Here is a 26,208-nt window from a genome sequence, read left to right as displayed (position 1 = left end):
AGGTTGGTAAGCGTGAAAGGGGAGACAAAGTATGTATGTCATCGGTAAAAGAGAATTTTTCAGTTTGTTTAAAAGCATTAAATCCATTTTGATAATTGGGATTTTATTATTAACCTCCTATTATTCAGCTAAGTTTTCATATGTATTAATGAGTTTGATAGAATTGACGCCTAGTGAAAAAGAACAAATTTATACAGTTGGCCTATTGACTCTACTTTTTTTATTTGGACAATTATTTGTTATGGGTTTATCCCATGATTGCATAAATAGGGAAACACATGAACGAACAATGCGATTTTTAGTAACCAGGACATCGAGAACAAGCATCTTATGCGGAAAGTTTCTCGGAATTACCCTCTTTTGGTTTGTCTGTGTGGCAATCTCGTTCTTGATCATCAGCATCTTTGCTAAACAATTTGATATCTTTATTTTTTCTCAAATCATGAGTTTATTAATATACCAGATTGCATTGACTATTTTGCTTTCGGTTCTTATCCCGAAGCCGGGAATTACTATGTTTCTTGGAACTATTATTGGCCTTGCCTTTCCGATTTTTGGATTATGGATTTCATTTACATCAAATGTATGGATAAGCTGGATGAAATTTATTACACCTTTTTATTATTTAGAACGTGATGACTATACATTAGTTGTAATATTACTATTTGCGGGTTTGATGATGTTTATCGCAAATCTGATATTCAAAAGGAGAGAATGCTAATGACTGCCATTGAAACGAATCAGTTAAAAAAATCCTATGGAGGGGCTCAAGTCGTACAAGGAATTGATTTGATCGTAGAAAAAGGAGAGGTATTTGGTTTTCTTGGTCGGAATGGTGCTGGAAAATCTACTTTTATCAATATGTTGACCGGCATTATTCACCCGAGTTCCGGTACATACTCGCTTTTGGGGGTAAAGGGACCGAATGATCAAATAAAGAAGCGAATTGGCGTAATGCCCGATTACTCCACATTTTATAGTTCTTTAACAGCGATGGATCATTTGAAATTCCTATCTGCCCTTTCGGGGAAGCCTGCAGATAAACACCGTTGTCTGGAAGTTTTGCGGTTGGTTGGATTAGCGGAACATTCCAAGGTAAAAACCTCTAAATTTTCATTCGGCATGAAAAAGAAGCTTGGGATAGCGCAAGCAATCATCCATGATCCAGAATTGATTTTTCTTGATGAACCAACTTCCGGTTTGGATGCAGAATCCGTCATTCATATTCATAAATTGATTGATGATCTGCAGAAACGGGGGAAAACGATCTTTATGACATCCCATAACTTAGATGAAGTTGAGAAAATATGTACACGAATCGCTATAATGAAAGAAGGCAAAGTGGTTAAGATCGGCACAATGGCTGAGCTTAGATCCTTCTATCGATCAACACTTATAGTAAAATTGAAGCACTCTCCAATCCCTAAAGCAGAAGAGTGGACACTAATCCAATGGCTGCACACAGCAGGAACAAATTTAGATATGCAAGAGTCATATGTAACCATAACGCTTGAAAATGAGAAAAAAATTGCTGAAGTTATTCGAGCATTTAACCAATATAAAATAGACGTCTACCGTGTCGAGGTGGACGAACCTTCTCTTGAAGAAATATTTTTAGATGAATAATAGATTAATATAGGTGGTGATTTCCATTGAATGCACCTCAGCAGCGTTTATCAAAGAACGCAATCAAAGTTTGGCTCATCAGTGACACGATTGGGAATATCATCGGTCTCATCATCCTAAGTGTCTTATTTTACCTTGATTTTTATTTTTCTTGGAAAGAGTGGATCGGGTGGATATTGATAGGGATTACAGCGTTAGCTATAATCGGTGGAATTTGGTCATTCATTCATCCGTTTTTACTTTATAAAAATTGGCGTTACGATGTAAATGAAGAATATTTGGAATTAAAATTTGGCGCACTCAATGAAACTCATGAACTTGTCCCGATGACAAAAATCCAATCGGTCGCCACCGAGCAGGGGCCGCTTCTAAGAAAATATGAACTCTGCTCCGTGTCAGTTGAAACAATGGGGTCTTCTCACTCCATACCAGCCCTTCCAAAAGAAGTGGCTATCGAGTTGAGGAACCAAATTGCTCAATACGCAAAAATTAAGGAAGTGGAGCAATGACAAGGATCAAACGTTATTCTCCACTTGTAGTGCTTTTTGATTTAGGTAAATTAGTCAGAAACTCCTTTTTCTTTGTGATTTACTTATACGTGATAAAAGCGGGATCTGCATCGCTTTTCATAAAATATGGCCGAATTGTTTTCTTACTCGCAGTTGGATGGACTTTTTTATCAATCATCTATAAATGGTTCACCCACAAATACGAACTTGATCATCAATCTTTTCATCTTTATAAAGGACTTTTCAGCAAATCTGAACAAACCATTCCTTTTTCTAAAATTCAGAACGTGAATCGCCATACATCGATTTTCCATCGTATGTTTAATATGACCTCTATTCATTTCGAAACTGGGGTAAAAGATGAAGGTTCGACGATAAAATTCGATGTGATCTCACAAACAGAAGCCGAGTGGATGGAGACATACGTGAAAAATGCCGGTCGAAGTAAATCCGCGGGTTTGAGGCATGAAATTAATGACGAGGGACTTAAAGTTGAGCAACAGTATTGTACAACCGAAAATCCAGGGGTTGTAATTCCACAGGAGGATCCAAATCGAGCCATTCATTTCGAGTCAACCAAGAAGGATATCTTAAAAGCATCCTTTACATCTTTAAGTTTCTTTGTTCTTATACCTTTAATTGGCTCATTTTATTATAAAATCAATGAAATTTTTCATTTAGAGGATTCTACGGGGGGATTATTTAAACAGCTGATAAGCTCGTGGTGGGTGACGACCATCCTTGTTATCATACTCATTATTGCTTCCGCAGGCTTTGGAATTGTGAGAACGCACTTAAAGTATGGGAACTATAAAATATCTTCAGATTCAAGTCACATATATATTACTAGGGGTATTATTGATGAAACAGCCTTCACTATTTCAAAAGAAAAGGTGCAGGCAATTGAAATTAACCAGTCAATGATGAAAAGGTTATTGGGGCTTGCCGAAGTGAAGTTAAGAAGTGCAGGTAAGCTAAACTTTGGAGAAGAGACGCTCGAAACTAGTACACTATACCCTTTTCTGCCGATTAATAAAGCGTATGAATTGGTTTCAGACATTCTGCCCTCATATACGATTACTCAGGAAATGATTCGTCTTCCGAAAAAGTCCCTTTGGGTACGCATATTGTCTCCAAGCTGGTTCTGGCTTATTGCTACAATTGTTTTATATTATTTTAAGCCAGTAATTTGGGGCGTGGAGCAGGCTTGGATAGTTCTGTCAGCTGCTCTTTTAGTTTGTATTCTACTAGCGAGATTGTTAAATTTTTTCCATACCAGTTACGTCATGAATGGGCAATTTATTCAATTTAAAACAGGAGCACTCACTACCTCTTTATTCGTTTCTAAACGAGAAAAAGTGATTGAAGTAAAGATGACCCGGAACATTATTCAAAAATGGCTTGGCCTCGCGTCAATTGAGACTACCAATAGGGGGAAGCCAGTGCATCATTCAAGCGTAGAAGATGTTCCAGTTGAACTGGCGCATTCATTTTTCCAGTGGTATGCGAACCGTAAAAATGACATTAGAGTTGAATAAAGTTAAGGCCTGTTTTGATGTGAAGTCATAACAGGCCCCAATTTGAAAAAGAAGAATATCAGAGAGTGGACCAAAATGAGTAACAAAAACAGCTGTAAAGGGAGGGTTTTTATGAGCTATTCATACTCCGCATCATTCAAAAAATTGCTGCTGCTTCTCTAATTCTTTTTTTCGTCGAATTATTTTATAGATAGGAAACATTAACAGGAAAGCAACCATGATATTCAACGACCCAGCCGTCATTTTCACATATCCTAAATTCTTGCCGTCATCCATAATATTAAAATTTAAAATACCAAAGAATACATTGACGAAAAAGATGGCAATAAAGAAATTCATCATGCGGTTATAATAAGCGATGTGCGAGTCATTATCTGTAAATAATTCAAAAGGGCCTTCATTTGCCTCTTTTTTTATATATACCCAGCCGCCAAATTCATGAATAACAATAATTCCGCTGTCAGAGAGAAACTCAAAGTATTCTTTTTTCTCTTTTGTTTTCATTTCAGAAATAAATTCATTTCTATAAATATATTTTCCGGGCTCACCTTTTGTAAAGGTGAATCTTCCTAAAGCAAACTTCTCTAAATGCCACCCCTTCGCGCTCATCTCATTGATCCAATTCTCTTCTTTTTCATAGTCTAAATAAAAGCGATACACTACTTTCTTCATGACGGGTTCTCTCCCTTCGCAATTAGCAAACCGTTCTTATACAGTTCACAAAGTCGTTCGATTTCACGCTCGACAATCAATCGTCCTTCATCCGTAATCACATACTCTTTTTTTCGGCCATCCTCTTCCAATGGCACAATCCACTTTTTCTTTACCAATGTTTTGATCGCCCCATAAATCGTTCCGGCACCAAGCTCCACACGACCATTGCTCAACTCAGAAACAAACTGCATAATCCCATATCCATGCCTCGGCTCATACAAGGACAAAAGGATATAATAAACGCCTTCAGTCAGAGGAGAATTTTGTTCCATTATGATACCACCTATCGTACATCGTTATATCGTCCCTCGATATACAAAATATATCACCACCCGCTATATCTGTCAACGACATAATTGCATAAAAAAAATCATTTTTGGGGAAAATCACATTCATTGAACTATGGTCTTTCCTTTCTCTTCAATGTTTTTGCACACATAAAAAGGACTGCCTCATCTTACCGGCAGTCCCTTTACAGATTTTAGTTTATAGATAAATATATTTTTTCAAATTCATCCGTTCTATCGCTGTGCCTTTATCTACTTAAGTTACAGCACCTAGATCATTTGTTTTTCTCTGAACAGAAAAGGTCGACTTTATTTTCCTTTATAGACAACCTTCCCATCAACAATCGTATATGCGACAGGAGTTTCAGAGATATCTTTAGGCTCAACTTTGGTAATATCTTCGTCAAGAACGACCATATCCGCTTTTTTACCAATCTTGAGAGAACCTAAGTCATCGTCCCTAAAGATTTGATATGCAACATTCTTTGTATATGACTGCAACATTTCTTCTATAGTAAGCGCCTGATCTGCATTGCGGATCATATCAGAATCTTGTTCTTCCAGGTAAGGGCTATTTCTAGTAACCCCTGTCTCTATGGCATTCAGTGGGCGATAATCCGGTGTTGGCGGATAATCACTGGCACTAGCGATAGTGATTCCCTCATCCCACATCTTTCGAGTCGGATACATGGCAAGCGCACGTTCCTCTCCTATCATTGCTTTTTCCAGCTCATAATACTGATCCTTATAAAACCAGAATGGCTGTAAAGCAGCAACCACATTCAGGTCTGCCATACGGGGGATGTCACTATCTTGAATAGCGCTTATATGAGTAATGGTGTGGCGCGAATCACGTTCTCCGTTATCTTTTTTAGCAAGTTCAAAGGCATCCAGGCTCATTTTAACAGCCCCATCACCGATTGCGTGGATATGCACTTGTATGCCTTCCTTATCCAACTGGGAAACCATCTTGTTGAAATCATCAAGCTCCCAATTCGCATCACCGTGATGGTGATCTCCCATTCCGGCATTCTTAGTGTACGGCTCCACAAACAACGCAGTTTTTCCCTCAGTCACGCCATCAGAAAATAGTTTAACCGTATTTACTGAAATCCAATCTGAGTTGTACTTTTTGCCTGCAGCGAGTATTTTCTTTACCCCCTCATCAGGCTTCGTGCCGGGATCAAAGGTAAAAGCATTGGCAACTCGCATTGTTAGCTTACCCTCTTCTTCTAATTCCTTCATAACTTTCAAGCTCATATCACTACCCGACATGTTCATGATGCCAGTCATACCAAAACTATGCATTTCCTCTTGGAATCCCAAGATGGCCTCTTTATATTGTTCCTCTGTTAAATTAAACAAGGCCTGAACATCTGCAAGTAAATCAACTGCACCTTCTCGCAAAACTCCGCGAGGAGAGCCATCACTATTACGCTCAATCATTCCTCCTTTAGGAGCCTTTGTGTCTTTTGTAATGTTGGCCATTTCAAGTGCCTTGGAGTTTACCCATACAGAATGTCCATCTATGGAGCTAAGAATTACCGGAACGTCGGAAACAACCGCATCCAAATCTTCTTTCTTTGGACCAGGATTCGTGCCATCTGACTGCTCATACGGGCCATTGACCCATCCGCTTCCAGTAATAATCTCAGCATCTGAATTCTTCTTTCTAAAATCAGCTACAGCTTTAACATAATCCTCGTGTTTTTTTAAGACTGAAAGATCCACTTTAAAAAGCTTGGTAGTCCACAATCCTGGCGGGTGGGTATGACCATCTATAAAGCCAGGAGACACCATCTTGCCTTCCAGGTCAATCACTTCCGTTTTGTCCCCCACATATTTTTCTGCGTCGGAACTACTTCCAACAAACATGATTTCCCCGTCTTTTACCGCAATTGCTTCAGCAGTTGACTGATCTTCCTCCATAGTGTAAACGATACCATTTTTGAGAACAAGAGAGGCTTCATCGGATGTCGCAGTGTCCTTTTGGGTGGCAGCATCTGACTCTTTTTCTTTGGTTACATCTGATTTTTCAGTACAGGCACTTAATATTAGTAGTAATGAGATGAGCATTAAGGCTAAAAATTTTAATTTGTTGTTTCGTAAAATACTATTCACATACTTCACTCCTTAAGATTTTCTTTTATTGACTCATTCATCAAGCAGACTTCGTGCATTCCTCCTGTCCTGATCATGATTGAATTGAAGCACAGTTGTCCGAAAAAATCTTTCATTAAAATAACCTCCATTTGATTCGGTCCAGCAACCTTCCTATGCATCCCTTCACTCATAGATTAATTGCAAATATTATGCCAAAATTCTATATCCTGAGAAATCTAGCAAAAAATTAAAATCTTTGATATAAAAAACTGTATGCTTCTAACCTTTTTGCTTCGAAATAGAACTGAACCGATGCGAAAACGTTTCATTTTTTAGAAATCATTAGGGGAAAAGACAAATAAACCACTTCGACTATCATCTTGAAACGATTCATAAGCAATATTCTTTAAAAAACATCTTGAGCTTCCTAACCTAAAATGACTGTACACGGTTTTAGATACACTCACGATTCTCTTTTATTCAGGGAAGAGGATAATCAAGGCTTTTGCATTCAAACAATGATGAACGTCTACACGCACGTTTCGGAGGCCGCCAAAGGAGATACTCATGACTGTGTTGGATTTTTAATAAAGAGTAGTCGAAGAGTGGCCATTTCAATTTTTCGGTACTAAAAAACCCCTTCCCGAACATCTCGGGAAGAGGCTGTAAACATCTTGATATGACAACGATATTAGCCCTTCGCTCTACACGTTTTACGTTCGATAATTACTAAATTTTCAAGTTTGCTCATAAACACTCATAGCCTTGATACTTCGGGTTCTGTGAATTTTAAATTTCACCGATTTCATCAAATTTTAATATTAATTAATCATCATAATAATTCAGTCATGCTTTTTGTGGGAAGGTGTACAAATATCTAAGTTAGTTGATATCAATTCGCAAATTCTTTCAGGACTTCGATGGCTTGGAAAGCCTCGTTTCATCAAAGTGATAACCACTATCAGTATAAAATGGGAGTTTGAAGTTTTTTACTTATAACTTTCCAGTCAATTAAGTTGCTGCAGCCTGCTACCAGTGTGTTCTCCCTTACTTTAAAAGAGCTTTGCACTACACCACAAATAGTAGCTTGCATAGCTCTTATAAGGTGACCAATTATGCCCTAATTTTTCAACATCTTTTTCTGAAGGGGTTTGTTTTAGTCCCCAAACATTTTTAATAACTTTCCTTAACGCAATATCTCCCGCAGGTAATATATTTAATCTTCCCATCCCAAAAAGAAGGGTACATTCAATTGTCCATTTACCAATTCCTCTTACGTTTGATAGAATTTGAATGATCTCTTCATCTGTTAATTTCCAAAAATGATCTAAGTTAATTTTTCCTTCCACAATATTTTGTGCAAAATCTATCACATATTCAGCCTTCCTCTGATTAAAAGATATTCTTCTTAATTGGTTATAGGACAGTTTTGCTATTGATTCTGGTGAAGGAAAAATTGGCAAACAATTCCCTTCCACCTCTACTTCCTCAGCAGTAAGAGTCATTAATCTATTAACAAGCTCCGCTGCAAAAGTGGTATTTATTTGTTGATAAATGATTAATTTTGCAATCGCTTCGAATAAACTTGGCTCCAACACTAGCCTTAAACCATAAAATTGATTAATAAGTGGTTTTAGATAGGGAGAGCCTGACAAAGAATCGTAGCACTTTAATAGATCACACTCAGTTGAAAACATGTGTCGAACAAGCTGAAATAGCTTCTCTTGTTGAATCCTGCTAGTGTTGTTAGGAATATGTACCTTTAAAAGTGGATGATCAATATCTCCCTGAAAAGTAACGTATAAAAGAGTTGGTTGGGAATCTATGGTTACAATTCGTTGAAGAGATAAATTTTCCTCATTAATAAGTACGTTATTATTATTCCTTGATGACATTCTTTTTAATATTTTTTTAAAATCAAAAGGTGCTTTTGGAATAATAATTTTAAACAAATGTTTATCCTCCTTAGTTATACTGAACAGCATTCATTGCCTATTTTAAGTCAGTTCTTGTCCCTTCAATTAACATATGTTACACAAGCAATACCTACGATTAATGGAATTGGATAAAAATACCAATAAAGGGATATACCGCCAAAAAACTATTTTGGTAAGCACTGCCATGATTTTACCTATTTTAGAACTTAGTAGCACCAAAAGATAAACATTCCGGCTTTTCCAACTGGGTTAACAATCATACTCCTTTACTGACTTGTGTTCGACTTGTTTCACTTACCATCTCTGCCTCTCCTTTAAGCCGTTTTTTATCGGACCAAAATATTCTCTACAACAGCTGATAGCTTTTTCAAAAATACGGCTCTATTCAGATCTGTCGGGCTTGGATGCATCTATATCACCCGGAATCTCTACAAAATACGGGACTATACGTCTGTATTCAATCGCCTGTTCCAAATACTCACGTTTATCGATTTCAAATTCGTCCTTTTCCTCTTCTAAATGCTCTGGCAACAACACTCGTTCAGGTTCTTGCCCTGTTGTCTGACAGTACCATTGCCCGTTTTCTACATATAAAAACTCTACATCTTCAAACGTCTTCGATCCCTTTTCCCGATAACTGCTTATTCCCTCTGCAATGTAATATAATTCTTGCCTCTGCTGCCTCAAAAACGTCCTGATACAATAGTAAAGTATTAACGTTACCAGGTATCGGCTCTTGATCGCATAGTAAGATGACGAGCTCCTTTACAAAGCCCGCCACCAAGAAAAGTACGTTTCTTATATATTAATTCCGTTCCAACCAAGCTGGAAGCTCTTCCTCTGCAATTAGTTTCATATATTCCTTCATTTCCACAGGATATACTTCGATTTCATTTGCTTCCGTCACAAAGCTATAATCTAGAAACCACACACACGACTTTCCTCTTAAAAATAGATATACTGGCTCATCGCGTTGCGCCTCTTCCACTTCTTCCCCGAACATAAACGTAATTGAATCAAAAGTGGCATGACGTTCTTGAAAGTCTCTTAAAAAGGAGCGGAAAGAGATTGGATGGTCCTCATCCTTACAAATTGCGTCCATTTCTTCATCTGTATATGTACCCATGGAATCAAACAGTTCTCTTTCAATCTTAAAAGGTGCGATCCCCTCTCTTGGCTCTTCCTCTGGTAAACCGTAAAAGTCGATCAGATGCTCCATATAATCAAGATTAGCATTAATCATTGTAAATATATGATCCATTCCTTCAAAACGTTGGACGATCCTGCCTCCATCTGCTAGGTGATGAAATATTAATGCATACTGCCCGTATACACACCGAGCCTTTTTTGGCGCCTCCATCACAGCATGAATCAGATCTTCTACTTCTTGGACTAATTGTGTTGAACGGGCTTCATCCCAATAACCGCGATGCTTTAACAGCCTTTCTACGTGATACGCGAAATGGCCTACCTGTTCCTCTGTCATATCCCGCTTTAGCAATGAGGCTTCACGCGCCACATCCTCATAACCGCACAAGGCGAGCACCCCAATAAATTCATCTGTAGATAAGGTGATCTTCTTTTCTTTTAAAAAGTTCATCATCCATCCCTCCAATAAGAACATCCGCTTTTTTTAAAATCCAAACCACATTTTTATCCGTGCCATGATCATCTGAATCAATGAGGATGCTTCTGTAGGATAGAAGTACACTTGACCTTGCGTATCTACTTCCGTGTAATCGATATACCAAATAAATGATTTTGACGGTAAAAACAAATGTATTTCTGGAATTTCATTCTCATCTGTGATGTAGTCAGACTTGATCAATGAAAAATTATTCAGGAAACATCCTCTCTTCACAAACGCTTCCATGAATGCCTCCATAGCCTGAGGATGTTCTCCGTCAGAAAGCAATTCGTTGATTTGTTTTGCCGTCTTTGCAACGGAAAAAGACTGGAACATCTCACTCGACATTATAAAGGGCTCCATCTCGATCGGGTGTTCAGAGGGAAACTGATAAAAATCTTGTATTGTTTTTTCACCTTGTTTATTTTTTCTCATATCCATGTCGTAAAAGCTATGCATGCCATCTTCACATTTTTGCACAAGCACTTTCTGAGACCCCATGTTATGTAAAAGCATCACTGTTTTACCATGCACACAACGTACTTTTTTCTCTGCTCTCATCAATAGATGAACTAGGCTTTCGAGTCCCTGATCTATTTCACCTTTTTCATTTTGATAGCCGCGACGCCGTAATAACAACTCCGCTTCTCCGACAACTTCTTGTAGTTGCTCATCACTTTCCCAATCTCGTGTGTTCTTTAGCGCATCAGCCGCCGCTTGCTCATAGCCACATAACATCATCGCTACGCTTAGTTCTTCTGTCGATAACGAGAATGCTTTTTTCTCCTGAATCATTGTCCACCCCTCCATTCATGTTTATTAATCCTTGGAATGAATGTACCTACCCGATTTTCTCTTTATCAATAAATTGCTCAACAAATTCCAACACTGCCTCTAACGGAACATCACTTGCATTTTGCGGGATACTGATTGGAATCTCTTTTTTCTTGTTCATACTTAATAGTGCACGTTTCACACCACTTTGTCGTTGAAGGAAAGGTTCAAAGTCTGTCGGCATGATGCCAATCATCTTTTGTCCCCCTAACGAATACATCCCTATTCGCTCAATCTCATCCCAACGGATCAGACCCACACTTGCTAGAGTAGCATTTTCGTAAATTCCTTCTTGATCAATTCGTAATGACGGTCTCGGTTTGACAAGACCATACAATAGATACACCGTGCAAAGGCCAAAAAACGGGATGCCTACCACCAAAATGAAGGGGAGAATGGGCGCGATGACAGCGGTGATCCCTTGGGCATCGTCTGCAATTTCAACTCGATTAAACGCCGCCCACACAAGCACAGCCACAAACGCCAATGATAAAATCGAAAGCAACAACATTCTCCCTTTCCCAGGGTAAACAATCATACTGTCATTACTGACTTGTGTTCGATTTGCTTCACTCACCATCTCTGCCTCTCCTTTAAGCCGTTTTTTATCGGACCAAAATATTCTCTACAACAGTTGATAGCTTTTTCAAGAATACATTTTATTCATCCCTGTCAATCTTGGACTCATCAATATCACTCGGAATCTCTACAAAGTACGGGACTATACGTCTGTATTCAATCGCCTGTTCCAAATACTCACGTTTATCGATTTCAAATTCGTCCTTTTCCTCTTCTAAATGCTCTGGTAACAACACTCGTTCAGGTTCTTGCCCTGTTGTCTGACAGTACCATTGCCCATTCTCTTTGTACAAAATCATTTCTTTTGTCGGAGTCAAATCCAAGCGATTAAAATAACGGACGGCATTCTCTACATATAAAAACTCTACATCTTCAAACGTCTTCGATCCCTTTTCCCGATAACTACTTATTCCCTCTGTAATGTAATAATCCAACTCTCCATACTCCAAGTAACGTCCACTTGACAGCATTTCTTCTGATGGTTTTCTTTTCTTCGCCTCTTCGCGTGCTTTCTCTTCTGCCATCCTTCGCGCCCGCTCTTCTGGCGTAATGTCTAAGTCTATGCCCGCGGCCATAATCAGACGTGTCCAAAATCCAGAGAAAAAAAGGGCGATGCCTGGCCATATGAGGGCCACCGCTACTTCTTTCCCAAACAAAAATGCATAAATCCCCATGCCTTTGGTGGAAGCAAAAATCCCTAACAAATGAAATATAAAAAAAGCGCCAAGTATAATGGTTACTATACGGGCTATCCTCTCTCGTGTACGAACCGGGATCCACTTGATCCATGAAAATAAAATGAACAACAATTGAATCCATAGAAGATTGATATAGAGCTCTTGGTAAAATGGCTGATCCACTAACGCCTGTATTCCATATAAATTAATCGCCACCATTGACCATAGACCTGCAGAAAGAACCAGTGAATAAGTTCCCAGTCGAGCATTATCTGGAACACGATAATCAACATATGCAGAAATCGCACAAACAATCAAATAACTTCCCCAAAGTAAAATGGCAAACAAACGCGATGTATCATTTATGTACACAAAAAATATATTGGGAATACTATAGAGATGAACCAACGCCCCGAAAAAAAAGTAATAACCACTATAAGTAGAGAGAAAACTTTCCTTTTTTTCGTATGTATCAGGAGATGGGTTAACATATCCCACAATTTTGCACCTCAATTCCACATTTCATTACATAATAAGAAACCTAGCAGTAAATATTGGGAAGGGGGGAGATCCCCCTATCACCTACATTAACCAAACAGGCTTCCAAGCGCTTTGGCACCGCTTGATAGTAAATTCTTTGCTCCTTCTTTGACCTCATTTCCAAAATCACTTGCTGCATTCCAAGCAGCTTTTCCTGCATCTACTGCGGCATTCCAACCTTTTTCAACTGCAGCTCCAATTTTCTCTCCAACTTGCCGTACAGGCTCTCCTAAAAATGTGTTCGCTGAGATACCACCAATTGCTGCGCCAACAAATCCACCAACGACCGTACCGACACCAGGGAAAATCATCGTACCTATAGCCGCCCCTCCAGTTGCACCCGCATATGCAGCACCAATATCCAACGCTGTTCCTGCAAGCGCGCGACCTGTTCTTTGTGCGGCACTTTTATCTTTATGTTCATCCGAAAATGCCTCCATAAAGTTGAGGCCTACCGCCAATACATTTCCTGCTCGGGCGAGATTCTTTTGCCAGCCGCCACCACCTGGTTTTATATTTTTAAGCGAATTTTTTACATCAATGCTCTTTATTGTTGGTAAGAAATTGCTTTTTAAGTTTTTCCATAAATTAGATGCATTTCCTTTAAGACCATCCCCACGCCGGAAGTAATTTACAAACCGCTGTCCATTTTTATAGATCACTGTTGGACCTGAAGCTCTGTTCAACAGTCCTCCAACTCCTACTTTAGGCAGATTCCTTAATCCGGCTATTTCTTTTGGAAGATTGCTAGGCATATATCCATAACGTTGAACAATATATTTCCCTTTTGGGTGTTTCATCAACTCATGTATTTTAGAAGCCAGTTTTGAATCGTACTTTCCTTTTTGCTTTGTCCATTTCTTATCGGCCACCAATTTAACAGTACCGTTTCCATTGTCCACGAATTTCAACATGCCCGTTGTAAACATTATTGTCGTCGCTGCACCACGCGCAACATCAACACCAACCAGTCCCCAATTCTGAATCGTTTTTACATCTGTTCCTAAGAAATTCACTACTCCCTGTACTAACGAACGGTCATCTCCACGATCCAAGCGACCCATATTCACGTCCGGCGCTTCCTTATGTAACGTCATCTCTTCGAAATGTGACCTTACGTCTTGAATATTCACCCCTTTTAAAAGAGGTCCGCCTGCATTGGTCCACTCTACCGCTTTTTGCACAATGGTGTCTAGTTCGGTACGGCTCGCTTGTACGTCAGCCATTAAATCGACTCCGTCATTGTCAAGCATATACAAATCATCAACGACTTCACTTGCGAATTTACGCGAACTATCGATGCAGTTTAATACTTGGCATATGTCTAGCTTTCCAAGATTCATAATATGGCTAACCGAAGTGGCATACTCATCCACTTTTTGTTTAGACTGCTCCGTTGACTCCTCAACTTTATCTAGCCCTCGAGTCATTTGCGTATCCCAAAAATCTTCGGTCACTACCCCATTTTCAGAGGGCTCAAATTCAAGGATATATGCCTTCATTTTTTTGATTTTTTCAATCGTAATGGTGATGTGGGCGCGAAATGCCCGGATCGTTGGGAGCTGTAACTCAGCATGATTCAAGATTATTGCTTCCCCACCTTCTCCAGTGAATGCGCCGTCCATATTCAGTACTCTTTCAATTCCTACATCCATCAAATCCAAAAAATCCAGGCGATGTTGCAATTGATCTATGTCTTTATCAAGCTTCGCGATCGCTTGACTGACATCTAAGATTTTCATTATTTTCACCTCATTTTCCCTGCAAGTTCATGGTCCACATTCTCATATTCTTGCACCAAGGTTTGGAATTGCTGTTCCATTTGACTCAACGCCTGAAAATACACGCTTAATTTATCCTCTATTTCTTCTACTTCTCCGGTTTCAGCTAGCAACATGTCCAGCCCCTCAGTTGAATCAACCGCTTCTTTTTGAAAACTACCAGCAAGCTCTCCGACTGCCTGAAGGATTACTAGGGCTTCCTCTACGTTTACTTTAATTTCCATCATCTATCACCCCTTATTTTCCCTTGCTAGCTTATCTAGCTTTCTCAAATGGTTAATTCGATCATTTCGGTATTGAATTTGTAGTCTTCCACTCTCAATTTTTTCATGGAGTCGATCTCGCTCACTATCAATGGCATCGATCATTTCTTGGACTTGCTCTGGTAACTTCACATGCTCCAGTTTAAGCTTATCACGCTCTGCCCTTTCGAAGTCAGATGCAATGGTCCCACGCGCTGCGTCATTTCCTAATTCCGGATTATCGATATGACTTTTATCTGATACTAACGTACTTTTTTCAGTTACTAACTTACTTCGGACATCAAGCAACTCTTGACGATGCTCTCCTGCTATATCCATTCCTTTCCTAATCGTTCGGATCTCATTATTCAGCAGATTAATTTGATTTAAATAATAGCTCATCACCTATACACCCTTCTTCGTTTTTATCACACAGTTTAATCCTTCTTCACTGAATAAAACCCATCCTTACTGTCAAGCATCTTAACGATTTTAAAAACTTCGTTTAGCCCTCGCCAGACGACATAGCCAAAAACGGCGTTGACTAGTTGATATATTAGACAAGCACAAGTAGATCTTCTTTTACCACTTCTGGGAATTTGATTTTCACATCTTGCCCATTGACGATATGGTAACCAAATCCCTCTCCTAATTTCTCTGTACGATCTATCGTAAAGCTTATCACGCTCTGCCCTGATTTTTTCATCAGAAGTACATGTTGACGGACAGACTTTAATTGTTCAATAACTGGGCTGCGCCCTAAACTGATTTCCCGATGATTTGCTGCGGCTATGACTTGGAACTGTAAATGCCCAAACGTTTTCATCATATCCGCAAAAGCAGTTTCTTTCGTCATGCCAAGTGCCTGTTTAAAGTCTGCAACATTATCAATAACAAAGAGATAAGGAGAGAAGGTAGGAAATTCCATCCCCTGGCTTAACGCCTCTTCATATTGAGCCTTTCTTAATTCCATAACTCGTGTTGCCTCTTCGATCTCTTGATTCAATCCTTCCATTGTCATGACATAGGACACTTTTTCATGGCGATTGAAATCAAATAACGGGCGATCGACTCCATCAAATACGATAATCTTTTCTATGTTATCGTACTCAAGGTAGAACGAAAGCATGACTTTCAACATATTTGACTTTCCGCGCTGTGGTTCACCAACAACCAATGTGTGCGCCCCTGCATCCTCAGCCATATAGACTGGCAGCACGGTCTCTTCGTTCAGGCCGAGTGGGATTCCTGGTTGAGGATTTTCTTCCAAGCGTTCTCGGAACCCAGCAAGTGTCAAGGTCTTCGGCAACATGACCATCGATTTTGGCAGTGCCGATCCATGATAGCGGCTATTAATCGTTTGGATACGTGCTTTCACGTTTTCAATTACTTCAAAATCCGTTTCCCCTTCAGCTGGTAAGTAAGTATGGGCAAGCCAGTTTTTACCTTTTGCGACAATCATTCGACCCGGGACAGACTCAATCGCAAATGGAACCCTTCCAAGTATTGATGTGACATCAGTTTTATCAATCATGTAATGACAAATCTTCATATTCATGCTGTTTAACAGCACAGGCTTCACCGCGTTTCTTGCAGTTACGGTTACAAAGACGTAAATGCCGCGTGATTGACCATCTCGCGCGAACCGAGTGAAGGCCGGGACTAGGTCTGAAAACTCTTCCGGCAAGATGTCATAGTTATCAATGACAATGAAAATCGATGGCAATGGCTCGTCACTCACCTCATTGTAAACGGAGATGTTGCTCACTTCTTTTTCCATAAACAGCTCACTGCGAAGTTCCATTTCTTTTTCAATGTAGTCAATGAGCTTCTCTAACTTACGTCCTTCATCTAATTTAATATAATCCCCGGTATGACGAAGCTGGCGCAATGGCAGAAGGGCACCGTTCCCAAAGTCGAGCAAATAATAGTTAACTTGCTCAGGTGATCTTTTCTCCGCAAATGCGAAGAGTAACGTCATGAGCGTCATCGACTTTCCGTATCCGCTTATACCAAAGATCATTAAATTGCCGCTCTTGCCCCAATCATAACAAATGGGGAATTGCCGTTGATTCTCTGGGTCATCGGCAAGCGCAAATGGGAATGCTTGTGGATCATCTTCTTCGTAACGCTTTGCATCATAGAAGATCCGTTCTTCTAATGGGTCAAGCCATGGGCTTTTTGCTGGAACAATCGCCAATTCGTTTGTTGTTGTAGCGATTTCTCTGACAATCGCCTCAATCTCAGTGATACTTTCTTGTCTGTTGTCCTCTTCCATCTCCGCTCGTGAAACAAGCTTTAAACCAAGATCTGTCACATAAGCAATCTCCTCTTCCCCCTCGTGAGCTGACCGCATGTACTGTGCACCGCTCCAAGCGCTTTGAAACAAGTCGTATTGCTCGTTACTACCAATTTGTAAATAGCCTCGGCCCGTTTCTTTAATATAAGCAGCATCCTCGTTTTTCAAAATTTCTCTTGAATCCGTGGCATTTTGTACTTTCAAGGCGATCCGAAAACGGGAGTTACTCCAGATTTGCCCGTCTACAACTCCGCTCGGCTTTTGTGTCGCTAGGAGAAGATGTACACCAAGAGATCGCCCAATGCGCGCCGCAGATACAAGTTCTTTAATAAATTCTGGCTCCTCATTTTTTAGCTCCGCAAATTCATCGGAAATAATAAAGAGGTGCGGCATCGGCTCTTTAGCGACACCTGATTTATACAGTTCCGTGTAGTCGTTAATATGGTTAACGGTATATTCATCGAATAAGCGTTGACGCTTCTTTAATTCTGATCGAATGGAGGCTAGGGCACGTAAACTAAAGTTTTCACTCTCAGCAATATTGGTGATCACACCAAGGAGGTGCGGCATCCCTTTAAATGGCTGCGCCATTCCGCCCCCTTTGTAGTCAATGAGCAAGAAGGCAACTTCATGGGGGTGGTAGTTGACGGCTAAAGACAAAATATAGGTTTGTAAGAACTCTGATTTCCCTGATCCCGTTGTTCCTGCAAGCAATCCGTGGGGACCATGCATCTTTTCATGTGCATCTAGCTCAAGCAGCTCATCTTTTGCTTTAAAGCCGATTGGCACTGCAAGGGATTTAGTGCTGTCATTGATTTGCCAACGTTTATTGATTTTTAAATCTTTCGCCTGCTTAACCCCTGGGAACATTTCCATAAAGGACACCATATCAGGGATTGACCGCGTCATACCCTGTTGATGATACAAAGAAGCGAGCATGCGGGCATAGTTTTCGTTCGACGGATTGTAGGGATCAAACTGGAAGCGTTTATGAATCGAAATGTTCCTTAGTAGAACAATTTCCCCTTCGTTTCGGTTTACTGCTTTCACAATTGTATGCACATGTTCATTTAAGTTTTGAGTCACATCTGTTAAAAAGATGACGGTGAAGCCAAGTTGTTTATCTTTTCCTTCCAAATATTCCATAATACTATGTTCTGCAATCAGTGAACGGTTTGCGACAAAGAAAACGATGTGCGGGAGAAATTTTTTCGCTTCTCGTTTCTTCTCAAATGCTTCTTTTTGTGCCAATTCTCGCTCACGCAGCATGTGATACAGCGGATTTAAAATGTAGTCGCACGCCTTCTCATCATAAATGAAGCCTTTTGCCTCTGAACCAGGCAATTGAAAATGTGGTAACCAGCGCATCCACTCCCATTTTCTACGCTGTTCTTTATGTAAAATCGCGACAAACCGTAAGTCATGATAACTGTGGGCAAAAGCGAGTTGCCCAATAATTTGCGATACTTCACGTTCCACAATGGAAGGCTTTCCAACATATCCGAGCGCACCGCGGGCGACACTTAAACGTAGCGGGGCATCCTCTAGGTGTGAATACTTGTCACGTAACCGCTCAAAATCCTCCATCAGCTCATCCCGATCACGATTCGATAACTCATCACTCGGTTGATTTAATTCAAAGCTGGCGGGCACCGACGAGCGTCCAATTCGAATATCTAAAAAGTCGTCGTTGTCAATGGTTCTTTCCCAAATACGGCTACTGACACGACGAGTCTTATCCTTCATTTGTTCAAACGTCGGCAAATGATACGAAAGCGCATGCCTTTGCGCTTCAGCTAGCGCCTGCAATTCATCCCGCTTCACCTCTAAATAGCGAGTGTACACACGTTTACGCTTTTCTTCCTTTTTCTTCCGCTTTTTCTTTTCTCGAAAAAACATCATTGTCGCCACAAACGCCATTACCGTCATAATCGGGACAGACATGAACAACATCCACGTGCGTTTCAATGTAATCGAAATCGTGACCATGATCACGATAATCGCAAGCGGCGGCAGCAAAACCAACCACAGTGGCCTACTCGTATCATCCACTTCTTCAGACGGCATAGAGAAATCCACTTTATCGGTCGGTTGTTCATAGATCATACGTGGTGTACGACGGTAAATAGGATACTGTTGTTGCATAAGGGACGTTGGCGTTTCTACCTGTGTCAACGTCGTTTCATAAGGCTCACTGCTTTCAACCACCAAAATGTCGCCATCTAAAATTTTCAAAAGCACGCGTCCAAAAAGAAGCTCATCACCGTCTAATATACGGGTCGGTGTGGACACTTTCACTCCGTTCACATACGGGGCTTGTGCCCCTTCTTTCGGATAGAGCGTCCATTTCTTCCTTTCACATAGCAATGTGCAATCTACCTGAATATCTAACGGTAAAATGACATTGGCAGAAGATTTATTGGAAATGGTCACAAGATTCGAATGACCCATGTAATACTTTTTTATACTTGGAGCCTCTTTTATGTATAGGAAAAAATACGGTTGACCATCTATGTTCAAGTTGCATGATTCACCAGAAGAAAGAGTATGCAATTCTTCGTCTCCACACATAATCAAGCACTGACCGTCTTGATTACGAACTTGTATGTCTTTTTGTAAAAAAGAAATACGCACCTTCGCTTGTTCCCCTGAGCCAATAACAGTAGGGAGTCCATCCACCGATGCCCTTTGCATATACTGATCGTAAAAGACCCACAATGTCGAGGACATTATTTGTCACCTCCACCCTTTTCCTTCTTGGAATCACTATCCTTTTCTTTTTCGTCTTTTCCTCCCTGATTGTCTGGATTACCTTCATCATTCTGTTGGAGTGGTTCTTCTTCCTCCGCTAATTCCTCAAGTTCACGCATATAATTATCTATCTCTGCTTCAATCTCCTTGATCAAGTCTTCCCGCTCTTTTCCTGACAGCTTATTATCATTTTTGACTTCTTCTCGACGCTTCAAATTGGCATATACGAGCCACTCTTTATCTTGAAGCCCGCGGGCAGTATCAATGGCCTCTTCATTTTCGCCCCGTCCAATCGAAATCCAGTAATCGAAATAAGGCTCTGCAGCCTGTAGCACGAGCACATTTTTAAGGTTTTCCCGATGATAGTCTTGCAATGGCTCTACTGCAACATAAGATTGTGCGAGTTCATATTTTACAACGCGGGGCATGCTGCTTGGTGAATACGGTTCAAGGGTATCAATCACTTCACTATAGTTTTCATTTAAGAAAGCGCCATGGCTAGCGGTAAATGCTTCTTGGCGTGGTTGTAAAAAGGCAAGAACGTACACAATATACACGATCGCTGGTACAAGCGCGGAAATAAGGCCGATGCTTATCCACTTTTGTAGGGTCCACCTTGTTTTCGGCACTTTATGTAAAAGCTTCTCTTGTTGCTCCTGTTCTCGAATCCAATCACAAACAAGTTCACGTAATCCTTCTAACGTTGTTTGTTGGATAAGGGCTGTTGCCTTATTAGATAGTTTTAATGTATCATGATGATTCATATATTCATTGAATCGATAATTCCCATCTAAAAGCACTAGTAATGTGGTACGTAATTCAAAAAATAATCTGTCGGGGGTTTTTTCATATGGGGGGATACTATCTTTCACACCATAATGGATAAATGTCACCTCCAGCCCATCACTGACAAGCACGTTCTCCGGGCTGACAATCAAATGAAGTATATCGTGATCATGTTGGATGACTTTTTGGATCAATGCGTGGGCAACAAAGAGTTTCACAATTTCTTCTTTATTTTTAAACGTACCAAACGACTTCAATGGGATCACTGGTCTCACTTTAATGACAAAGTCGTCTTCATTTTGTTCGATTTCTCTCGTAGTGTACGGATCACAACCGTCTAGTACTCTTGCTTCTAACGTATCATTTAATTGAATCTCTTCATTTTGAAATGTAATAGTATAATAGCCGTTTTCATCTTTCCCTAACTGCATACCTAGTCGTTCTTCTAAATAAAGTCGTTTTCTCTCACTCATTTTGCCAACTCTGCCCCTCTCCTATGAGCGAATGTTCACAGTATCACTAAACGATCACCATTTGTGACACCATGGTCTGCCAAGATCTGATCTCCTCCAAGTATCCGCGCTTTATTTTCAATCCGGATATAATCCCCCTCTCGTCGCTGTTGGTTCAGCTTTTCAATTTCCCACACAATGTCGATGAACTTGCGCACAGTGTATTGGTCGGATAAACGCAAATCAATCTCCTTTTCTAAGTAATTACGCAAATCAACTGTTACTTTTATGTACACAAAAACACCTCTTCCCAAAGAAAAAGCAATCACAATCCACAATAACATGAATCGCGATTGCGCTCCGTAAAATGAATTAGTATCCAATACGGCTACGGATTTCTTGGTCTGTTGTTTCAACAACGTTCGCAATATCATCCGTTTGTGCTCCAAGCTCTTCGTACAACTGGATGAGCTCTTCTACGTGCCTCCGTTTGTCTTGCCACTGTTCAGCAAATCCTTGGAATGCCTCCCCTTCCCAAGTAGAGCCCAGCTTCATAATACGTGCATCTCCTCTTTGCAGTAACTCTTGGTACGATGCTGCATCTGCACGGGTCTCATTTGCCTCCGTGCGTAATTCATCAGGTGTCATACGAATTTGTGCCATGAAAAAGCCCCTCCTAAAAATTACGATTTTTCTATAATACATAATTATTGTAAGAGTGAAATTATTGTAATGTCAACCTTTTTTGGATATATTTTACAATCACCATGGTTGTATCTCTTCTTCCTCAAGCACTAACTACCCTAGAAACCCGCTTTGGGGAAGTACAATCTTTTTCGAAGACCAGAATGAAACGGAAAGTTAAATGATAGTTAGACATGGTAGTACCGTAACTTATCTCTCTTTTGTCTTCATCTTTCCCCAATCTAGTTGATTTGTTCCCCAAAAGTCTTATGTTATCGTTAATGACCAAACATAATTTTCCATTTATTTATACTTTCACACAAAATTATGTTTTTATCAATCATTGTTTCTGATACGATAATAAGGAAATCGTGACATACAGTCGAATCTTATCGACGTATGGATAATCATTTAAAGAAGGAGGATTTGTAGACTGTGAGAGGCAAGAAAAGCAGTGTCATCAGCCTACTCATCGCCATTCTAATCATCGCTTCGATCCCCATCGGCTTTTTTAATTACATTGGGCCTGAACCAACGTTTCGTCCAAAAAACACGACAGAACAAATCGCAATTGTTAACGAAGATGATGGTTTTCTTCGAGCAAAAGATAACCTCGTCACGTTAGGACAAGACTCGATTTTAACGATTGAAGGCGGTGAATCTGAGTACGAATGGCCTGTTGTCAGCCGGAGCGCCGCACAAACAGGGCTAGAAAACAAAGAATACGATGCTGTCATTTATATTCCTTCCTCGTTTTCACGCGACATTATGTCATTTAAGGAGGAAGTACCGAGAATCACTAACATTCGCTTTGAGATATCACCCCACCTAAACGCGAAAAACCAAGAACGTGTCCAAAAAGAGCTCGAAGCTGCCCAACAAAAGCTGAACGGGCAAGTCACAGCCATGTATTGGCGTTATGTAAGTGAAGAAATTAACGAAGTTCAAACGAACTTTGGTGAGATACTAGACAAAGAAATCGATTTCTTAAATGAAATGTATTCGTTTTACGCTCCCAGCTCACAAGAACTAGGGAAAGAAATTGACCGCCAGCGTGAGCGCTTAAGGCAGCTATTTTCCTACTCGAAAGAGGCAACAGGTATTGCAGGGAGTTCTCAAAGCAGCCTTACAGAAGCAGAAAAGGCTTTTGAAACGCTCACAAACAATATCGACACGTACCTAGCTTATCAAGCAGATGTAGTAGATTCTTTACAATTAATCGATCTTGAAAATGAACAGCTAATCAAGGAAGCATCCGCCGAGTTCAACTCATTATTAGAAGATGGTGAGAGACGGATCAGAGAAGGCCAAGAACCCTTTCAGCCGCGATTAGAAAATGAAGGAAACAACGTATACGACTATTTGCAAACGATTCGTGCTGGAGTAGGTACTCTCAATCAACAAATGCAAGGCTTTGAAACGAATATGAACACCTCTTTTCAGGCATTAAATCGAGAGATTGACCTCCTGCCGCAATCACACAGGGATGTCATTAGAAATTACAATCAGCAAGACGCTTTGAATGCCTTTTTATCTACAATGGAATCCACTCTCGTCATACGTAAGGACCTGACTCAAGAAACTCCCGATGAGCGACAGCGGCCAGGTGCACCACAAGATGAATTGAAGGGGCTGACACCAAATACGCTTGACGAGGTGCAGGAGCAAGCCAAAACCATAAAAGAATTGCTTACCAAGCTTGAACCGGAAAAAGAGAAGCCTGAGCCTGATCCAGAGCCAGACACTAAACCAGAATCACCTGGTGAACCAGACAACGATCTCGAACAAGAAGACACAATGGGGCAGTCCAAAGATGATGGACAGGACAATAAAAGGGATTCAGAAGAACAACCTGAGCCAACACCAGACACTGAACCAGGATCACCGAGTGAATCGGACAACGATCTCGGACAAAAAGACACATTAGGGAAGTCCGAAGATAATGACCAAGACAATAAAAGGGATTCAGAAGAACAGTCTGAACAACCTGAACAGCCAGGAGAACCACAGCAACCAGATACACCTCAAAATGGCCGTTCCCCGTATACGATTTGGGAAGAAGCAATGGCGATTATTGAGCAGCTAGAAAATGAATTGAACAGCCAAAAGACAAACATCAAAAACAACCACGATCTCGTATCCAGCTATGTCGACTACTTAGAAAAACTGCAGCACTACGTGGATCAATTAGAAGAAAGAGCAGAGGCGCTACCGAGCTCACTGATAGACAAAATTCAGAAGCGCGAAGAGCGGATTTTATCATCACAACCAGCAAGTGAATTTGCTTCTCGTTTTGGGGATCCAATCCAAAATAGTGACCCTAGCTTACTGATGGACTATTACGGATTACTTTCTGAGCTTGAACTGACCATGCGGAACTATCGTGCTAGTAGCACTTTAAATCGGGAACATGCAGATGCGGCGATTAAGCAATTTGCTCATATGGGAGAGTTAAGGGAACAAATCCTTGGATCACAAGAAAACGTGACATCCTTCATGTTCTTAACCGAGGATATTAAACAATTCCAGAAATTCTCTACAGACGCACGTACCGAAATGGATACTCTCCTTAAAGATACGAATACCGTGCTCACCGACCTAAGTGCTGAAATAAAAGAGGAGCAACAGCTTATTTTATCATTGGTTAATGAAACACATGTACATGCGGGTAACGCTTTAGAGCAAATAAAAAGTAACCGCAAACCAATCGAAATTGAAGCTGGGCCAATCGAGGGCCTTGACGGCCACCTTGTGCAGATGAGTCATCAAGCGTCTCTAATGGAGGTCGAACAACTTGGCGGTGTAGTATCCTCTCTTAGCAAGCACCAAGACGATTTGATTGGGTCAACGGAAGAAATGTTTGGACAAGTCTCAAGTGTCCAAAGCAAATCTGATGATCTAAATAACCGATGGAAAAAGAGTGTGGATACAACAAAACTTGTACACGACAATATGAATGACATTCTTCATAATGCAATTAACGATGGCTATTACAACGACTACGTATACAAACACTTGTCCAACCCGGTCAACGTTGCTGGAGAACAAGTGGTAGAACCTGCCGAACCGTTTACGCCACCGGTTGTCATGCTTGTGATTATCTTGCTTGTAAGCCTACTGATTGGATATTTGGCTCACCATTATGGGAATTTGCCTATCTCTGTACATCTATCACTATATGTTATTTTATCAGTTGCTCTTGGATTAATTATTAGCATATACGGGCTCAATATCTATAAAATGTCGGAGGCACAAGCCATTCAATGGTCCATTATTACGGTACTGCTTGTCCTGGCTACATCAGGATTAATGTGCTTAATACTCATGATCGGACCATGGATAGGAGCACTCGGGAGCGTTTTAATCATTTTCCTATTTACCACTCCGCTCCTTGATATGGCGATGCCAAACTTTAGTTCCAATAACCCGATAGCTGAACTATTCATATCCATTCAACATCAAGAACAAAAGCTATTCGTACCAGGTGCTACGGTACTATTCGCCATCACCTGCTTTTCAATCGCAATAATAGTGGCTAAACACATTTACAAAAATCAACAATTACGTCATTCAGCAGAGGAAGAGGAATATGAAATTTAAACGTTTGACTGTTTGTTGTGGTGTAGTAGTAGTGCTCCTTACAGGATTTTCTCCCCTCTCTTTTGGGGCGAAAGAACCTACACGTACGGATCCCGCCGAATATCAAGAGCATGAAATCCGGTCCAATCTACGAAAAGATCACACTTCAGAAGAGGCACAAGAGCCGGTACGTGTACCTGAAGAAGTGCGTAAGTTACAATTCGATCAACCACGGGAACAAGAATACGATGAAATGATTCATACCCTCTCTTTCACAGGAGAAGATAAAGTCACAACCGAAATGATCGCAAGTCATATTGGACTGTTTGATACAGAAAATCCTTTGCCGCAACAGACACCTAACACTGATGATTCATCCGTTGCTTGGCTCCCTTGGGCACTGGGAGGTGTTGTAATAACACTCTTTTTAACGCTGTTTGTGTATATCTTGCCTAAAGGGTTTAATCAAATGGAGCAGTAAAATCATTCCCCCGTTTATGTTAAGCATAAGCGGGGGATTTTAGTGATAGAGAGCAACGAGGAGAACATACATTTATTGATTCTTTTGAACCACTTAGGCAAAAAAACAGCACTCTTAACTAATCTTTTGGGGAGTTACGTCATTTGGGTTTGTAAAATAAAGTCTGTTGAAACACTTTACTC

At 40.4% G+C, this 26,208-nt stretch carries 22 protein-coding genes; 6 read left to right on the top strand and 16 right to left on the bottom strand.

The genetic code is table 11. The features are described from left to right. The first annotated feature begins 31 nt into the window (after window positions 1-31). The 4 genes from D5F11_RS18170 to D5F11_RS18155 are packed head-to-tail and all read left to right on the top strand — an operon-like array spanning window position 32 to window position 3,673. Window positions 32-721, top strand: coding sequence for an ABC-2 transporter permease (locus tag D5F11_RS18170; RefSeq protein ID WP_120119408.1), 690 nt, complete (start codon window positions 32-34; stop codon window positions 719-721). Beyond that, window positions 721-1,626 carry an ABC transporter ATP-binding protein gene (locus tag D5F11_RS18165; protein WP_120119407.1) on the top strand — a complete coding sequence of 302 codons (906 nt, stop codon included), beginning with the start codon at window positions 721-723 and terminating at the stop codon, window positions 1,624-1,626. Before D5F11_RS18170 ends, D5F11_RS18165 begins: the two co-directional genes overlap by 1 nt. A gap of 26 nt (window positions 1,627-1,652) precedes the next feature. After that, window positions 1,653-2,135: a PH domain-containing protein gene (locus tag D5F11_RS18160; protein ID WP_120119406.1), complete on the top strand. Its 483-nt coding sequence runs from the start codon at window positions 1,653-1,655 to the stop codon at window positions 2,133-2,135. Beyond that, window positions 2,132-3,673, top strand: a complete 1,542-nt coding sequence (locus tag D5F11_RS18155) for a PH domain-containing protein (protein WP_120119405.1) — start codon at window positions 2,132-2,134, stop codon at window positions 3,671-3,673. The genes D5F11_RS18160 and D5F11_RS18155 overlap by 4 nt, the downstream gene beginning before the upstream one ends. 132 nt (window positions 3,674-3,805) lie before the next feature. On the opposite strand, the gene D5F11_RS18150 is transcribed toward D5F11_RS18155, so the two are convergent. The 16 genes from D5F11_RS18150 to D5F11_RS18075 all read right to left on the bottom strand — a co-directional run bounded on the left by D5F11_RS18150 (window position 3,806) and on the right by D5F11_RS18075 (window position 21,945). Next, window positions 3,806-4,345, bottom strand: coding sequence for a DUF2812 domain-containing protein (locus D5F11_RS18150; protein WP_120119404.1), 540 nt, complete (start codon window positions 4,343-4,345; stop codon window positions 3,806-3,808). Next, entirely contained in the window at window positions 4,342-4,659 is a 318-nt protein-coding gene (locus D5F11_RS18145; protein WP_120119403.1) for a PadR family transcriptional regulator, read from the bottom strand. Before D5F11_RS18145 ends, D5F11_RS18150 begins: the two co-directional genes overlap by 4 nt. A gap of 324 nt (window positions 4,660-4,983) precedes the next feature. Beyond that, window positions 4,984-6,795, bottom strand: a complete 1,812-nt coding sequence (locus D5F11_RS18140) for an amidohydrolase (RefSeq protein WP_120119402.1) — start codon at window positions 6,793-6,795, stop codon at window positions 4,984-4,986. A 1,034-nt stretch (window positions 6,796-7,829) separates the two neighbouring features. Continuing rightward, a complete protein-coding gene (locus D5F11_RS18135) occupies window positions 7,830-8,729 on the bottom strand; it encodes a DNA-3-methyladenine glycosylase family protein (RefSeq protein ID WP_185830771.1) in 900 nt (299 codons plus the stop codon). A 366-nt stretch (window positions 8,730-9,095) separates the two neighbouring features. Then, complete coding sequence (locus D5F11_RS18130; RefSeq protein ID WP_126646624.1) at window positions 9,096-9,401, bottom strand: hypothetical protein; 306 nt, start codon at window positions 9,399-9,401, stop codon at window positions 9,096-9,098. A gap of 118 nt (window positions 9,402-9,519) precedes the next feature. After that, entirely contained in the window at window positions 9,520-10,314 is a 795-nt protein-coding gene (locus D5F11_RS18125) for a hypothetical protein (protein ID WP_120119608.1), read from the bottom strand. A 33-nt stretch (window positions 10,315-10,347) separates the two neighbouring features. Then, window positions 10,348-11,136 carry a hypothetical protein gene (locus D5F11_RS18120; protein WP_120119609.1) on the bottom strand — a complete coding sequence of 263 codons (789 nt, stop codon included), beginning with the start codon at window positions 11,134-11,136 and terminating at the stop codon, window positions 10,348-10,350. 46 nt (window positions 11,137-11,182) lie between these two features. Continuing rightward, on the bottom strand, window positions 11,183-11,755 hold the full coding sequence (locus D5F11_RS18115) for an STM3941 family protein (RefSeq protein WP_126646623.1): 573 nt from the start codon (window positions 11,753-11,755) through the stop codon (window positions 11,183-11,185). Window positions 11,756-11,834: 79 nt separating this feature from the next. Beyond that, a complete protein-coding gene (locus D5F11_RS18110) occupies window positions 11,835-12,929 on the bottom strand; it encodes a hypothetical protein (protein WP_120117999.1) in 1,095 nt (364 codons plus the stop codon). An 89-nt stretch (window positions 12,930-13,018) separates the two neighbouring features. After that, the gene (locus D5F11_RS18105; protein ID WP_120118000.1) at window positions 13,019-14,713 is read right to left on the bottom strand and encodes a T7SS effector LXG polymorphic toxin; all 1,695 of its coding nucleotides are present in this window, start codon (window positions 14,711-14,713) and stop codon (window positions 13,019-13,021) included. A 5-nt stretch (window positions 14,714-14,718) separates the two neighbouring features. Continuing rightward, on the bottom strand, window positions 14,719-14,976 hold the full coding sequence (locus D5F11_RS18100; RefSeq protein WP_120118001.1) for a hypothetical protein: 258 nt from the start codon (window positions 14,974-14,976) through the stop codon (window positions 14,719-14,721). Between the two features lie 6 nt (window positions 14,977-14,982). Beyond that, window positions 14,983-15,399, bottom strand: coding sequence for a DUF5082 domain-containing protein (locus tag D5F11_RS18095; RefSeq protein ID WP_126646621.1), 417 nt, complete (start codon window positions 15,397-15,399; stop codon window positions 14,983-14,985). A 151-nt stretch (window positions 15,400-15,550) separates the two neighbouring features. Beyond that, window positions 15,551-20,023: a type VII secretion protein EssC gene (essC, locus tag D5F11_RS18090; protein WP_120118003.1), complete on the bottom strand. Its 4,473-nt coding sequence runs from the start codon at window positions 20,021-20,023 to the stop codon at window positions 15,551-15,553. Continuing rightward, window positions 20,023-21,303 carry a type VII secretion protein EssB gene (gene essB / locus D5F11_RS18085; RefSeq protein WP_120118004.1) on the bottom strand — a complete coding sequence of 427 codons (1,281 nt, stop codon included), beginning with the start codon at window positions 21,301-21,303 and terminating at the stop codon, window positions 20,023-20,025. Before essB ends, essC begins: the two co-directional genes overlap by 1 nt. Before the next feature lie 35 nt (window positions 21,304-21,338). Continuing rightward, window positions 21,339-21,578: an ESX secretion system protein YukD gene (gene yukD, locus D5F11_RS18080; protein ID WP_018709244.1), complete on the bottom strand. Its 240-nt coding sequence runs from the start codon at window positions 21,576-21,578 to the stop codon at window positions 21,339-21,341. Between the two features lie 76 nt (window positions 21,579-21,654). Continuing rightward, complete coding sequence (locus D5F11_RS18075) at window positions 21,655-21,945, bottom strand: WXG100 family type VII secretion target (protein ID WP_077111584.1); 291 nt, start codon at window positions 21,943-21,945, stop codon at window positions 21,655-21,657. A 456-nt stretch (window positions 21,946-22,401) separates the two neighbouring features. On the opposite strand from D5F11_RS18075, the gene esaA reads away from it, so the two are divergent. Beyond that, a complete protein-coding gene (gene esaA, locus D5F11_RS18070) occupies window positions 22,402-25,566 on the top strand; it encodes a type VII secretion protein EsaA (protein WP_120118005.1) in 3,165 nt (1,054 codons plus the stop codon). Beyond that, on the top strand, window positions 25,556-26,026 hold the full coding sequence (locus D5F11_RS18065) for a YueC family protein (protein WP_120118006.1): 471 nt from the start codon (window positions 25,556-25,558) through the stop codon (window positions 26,024-26,026). The genes esaA and D5F11_RS18065 overlap by 11 nt, the downstream gene beginning before the upstream one ends. The last annotated feature ends 182 nt before the right edge of the window (window positions 26,027-26,208 follow it).

This window comes from Siminovitchia terrae (assembly GCF_003605405.2).
Classification (GTDB): Bacteria; Bacillota; Bacilli; order Bacillales; family Bacillaceae_C; genus Siminovitchia; species Siminovitchia terrae.
The sequence above is the reverse complement of the archived record's forward strand: the minus strand, read 5'-3'. Positions and strand labels throughout refer to the sequence as shown.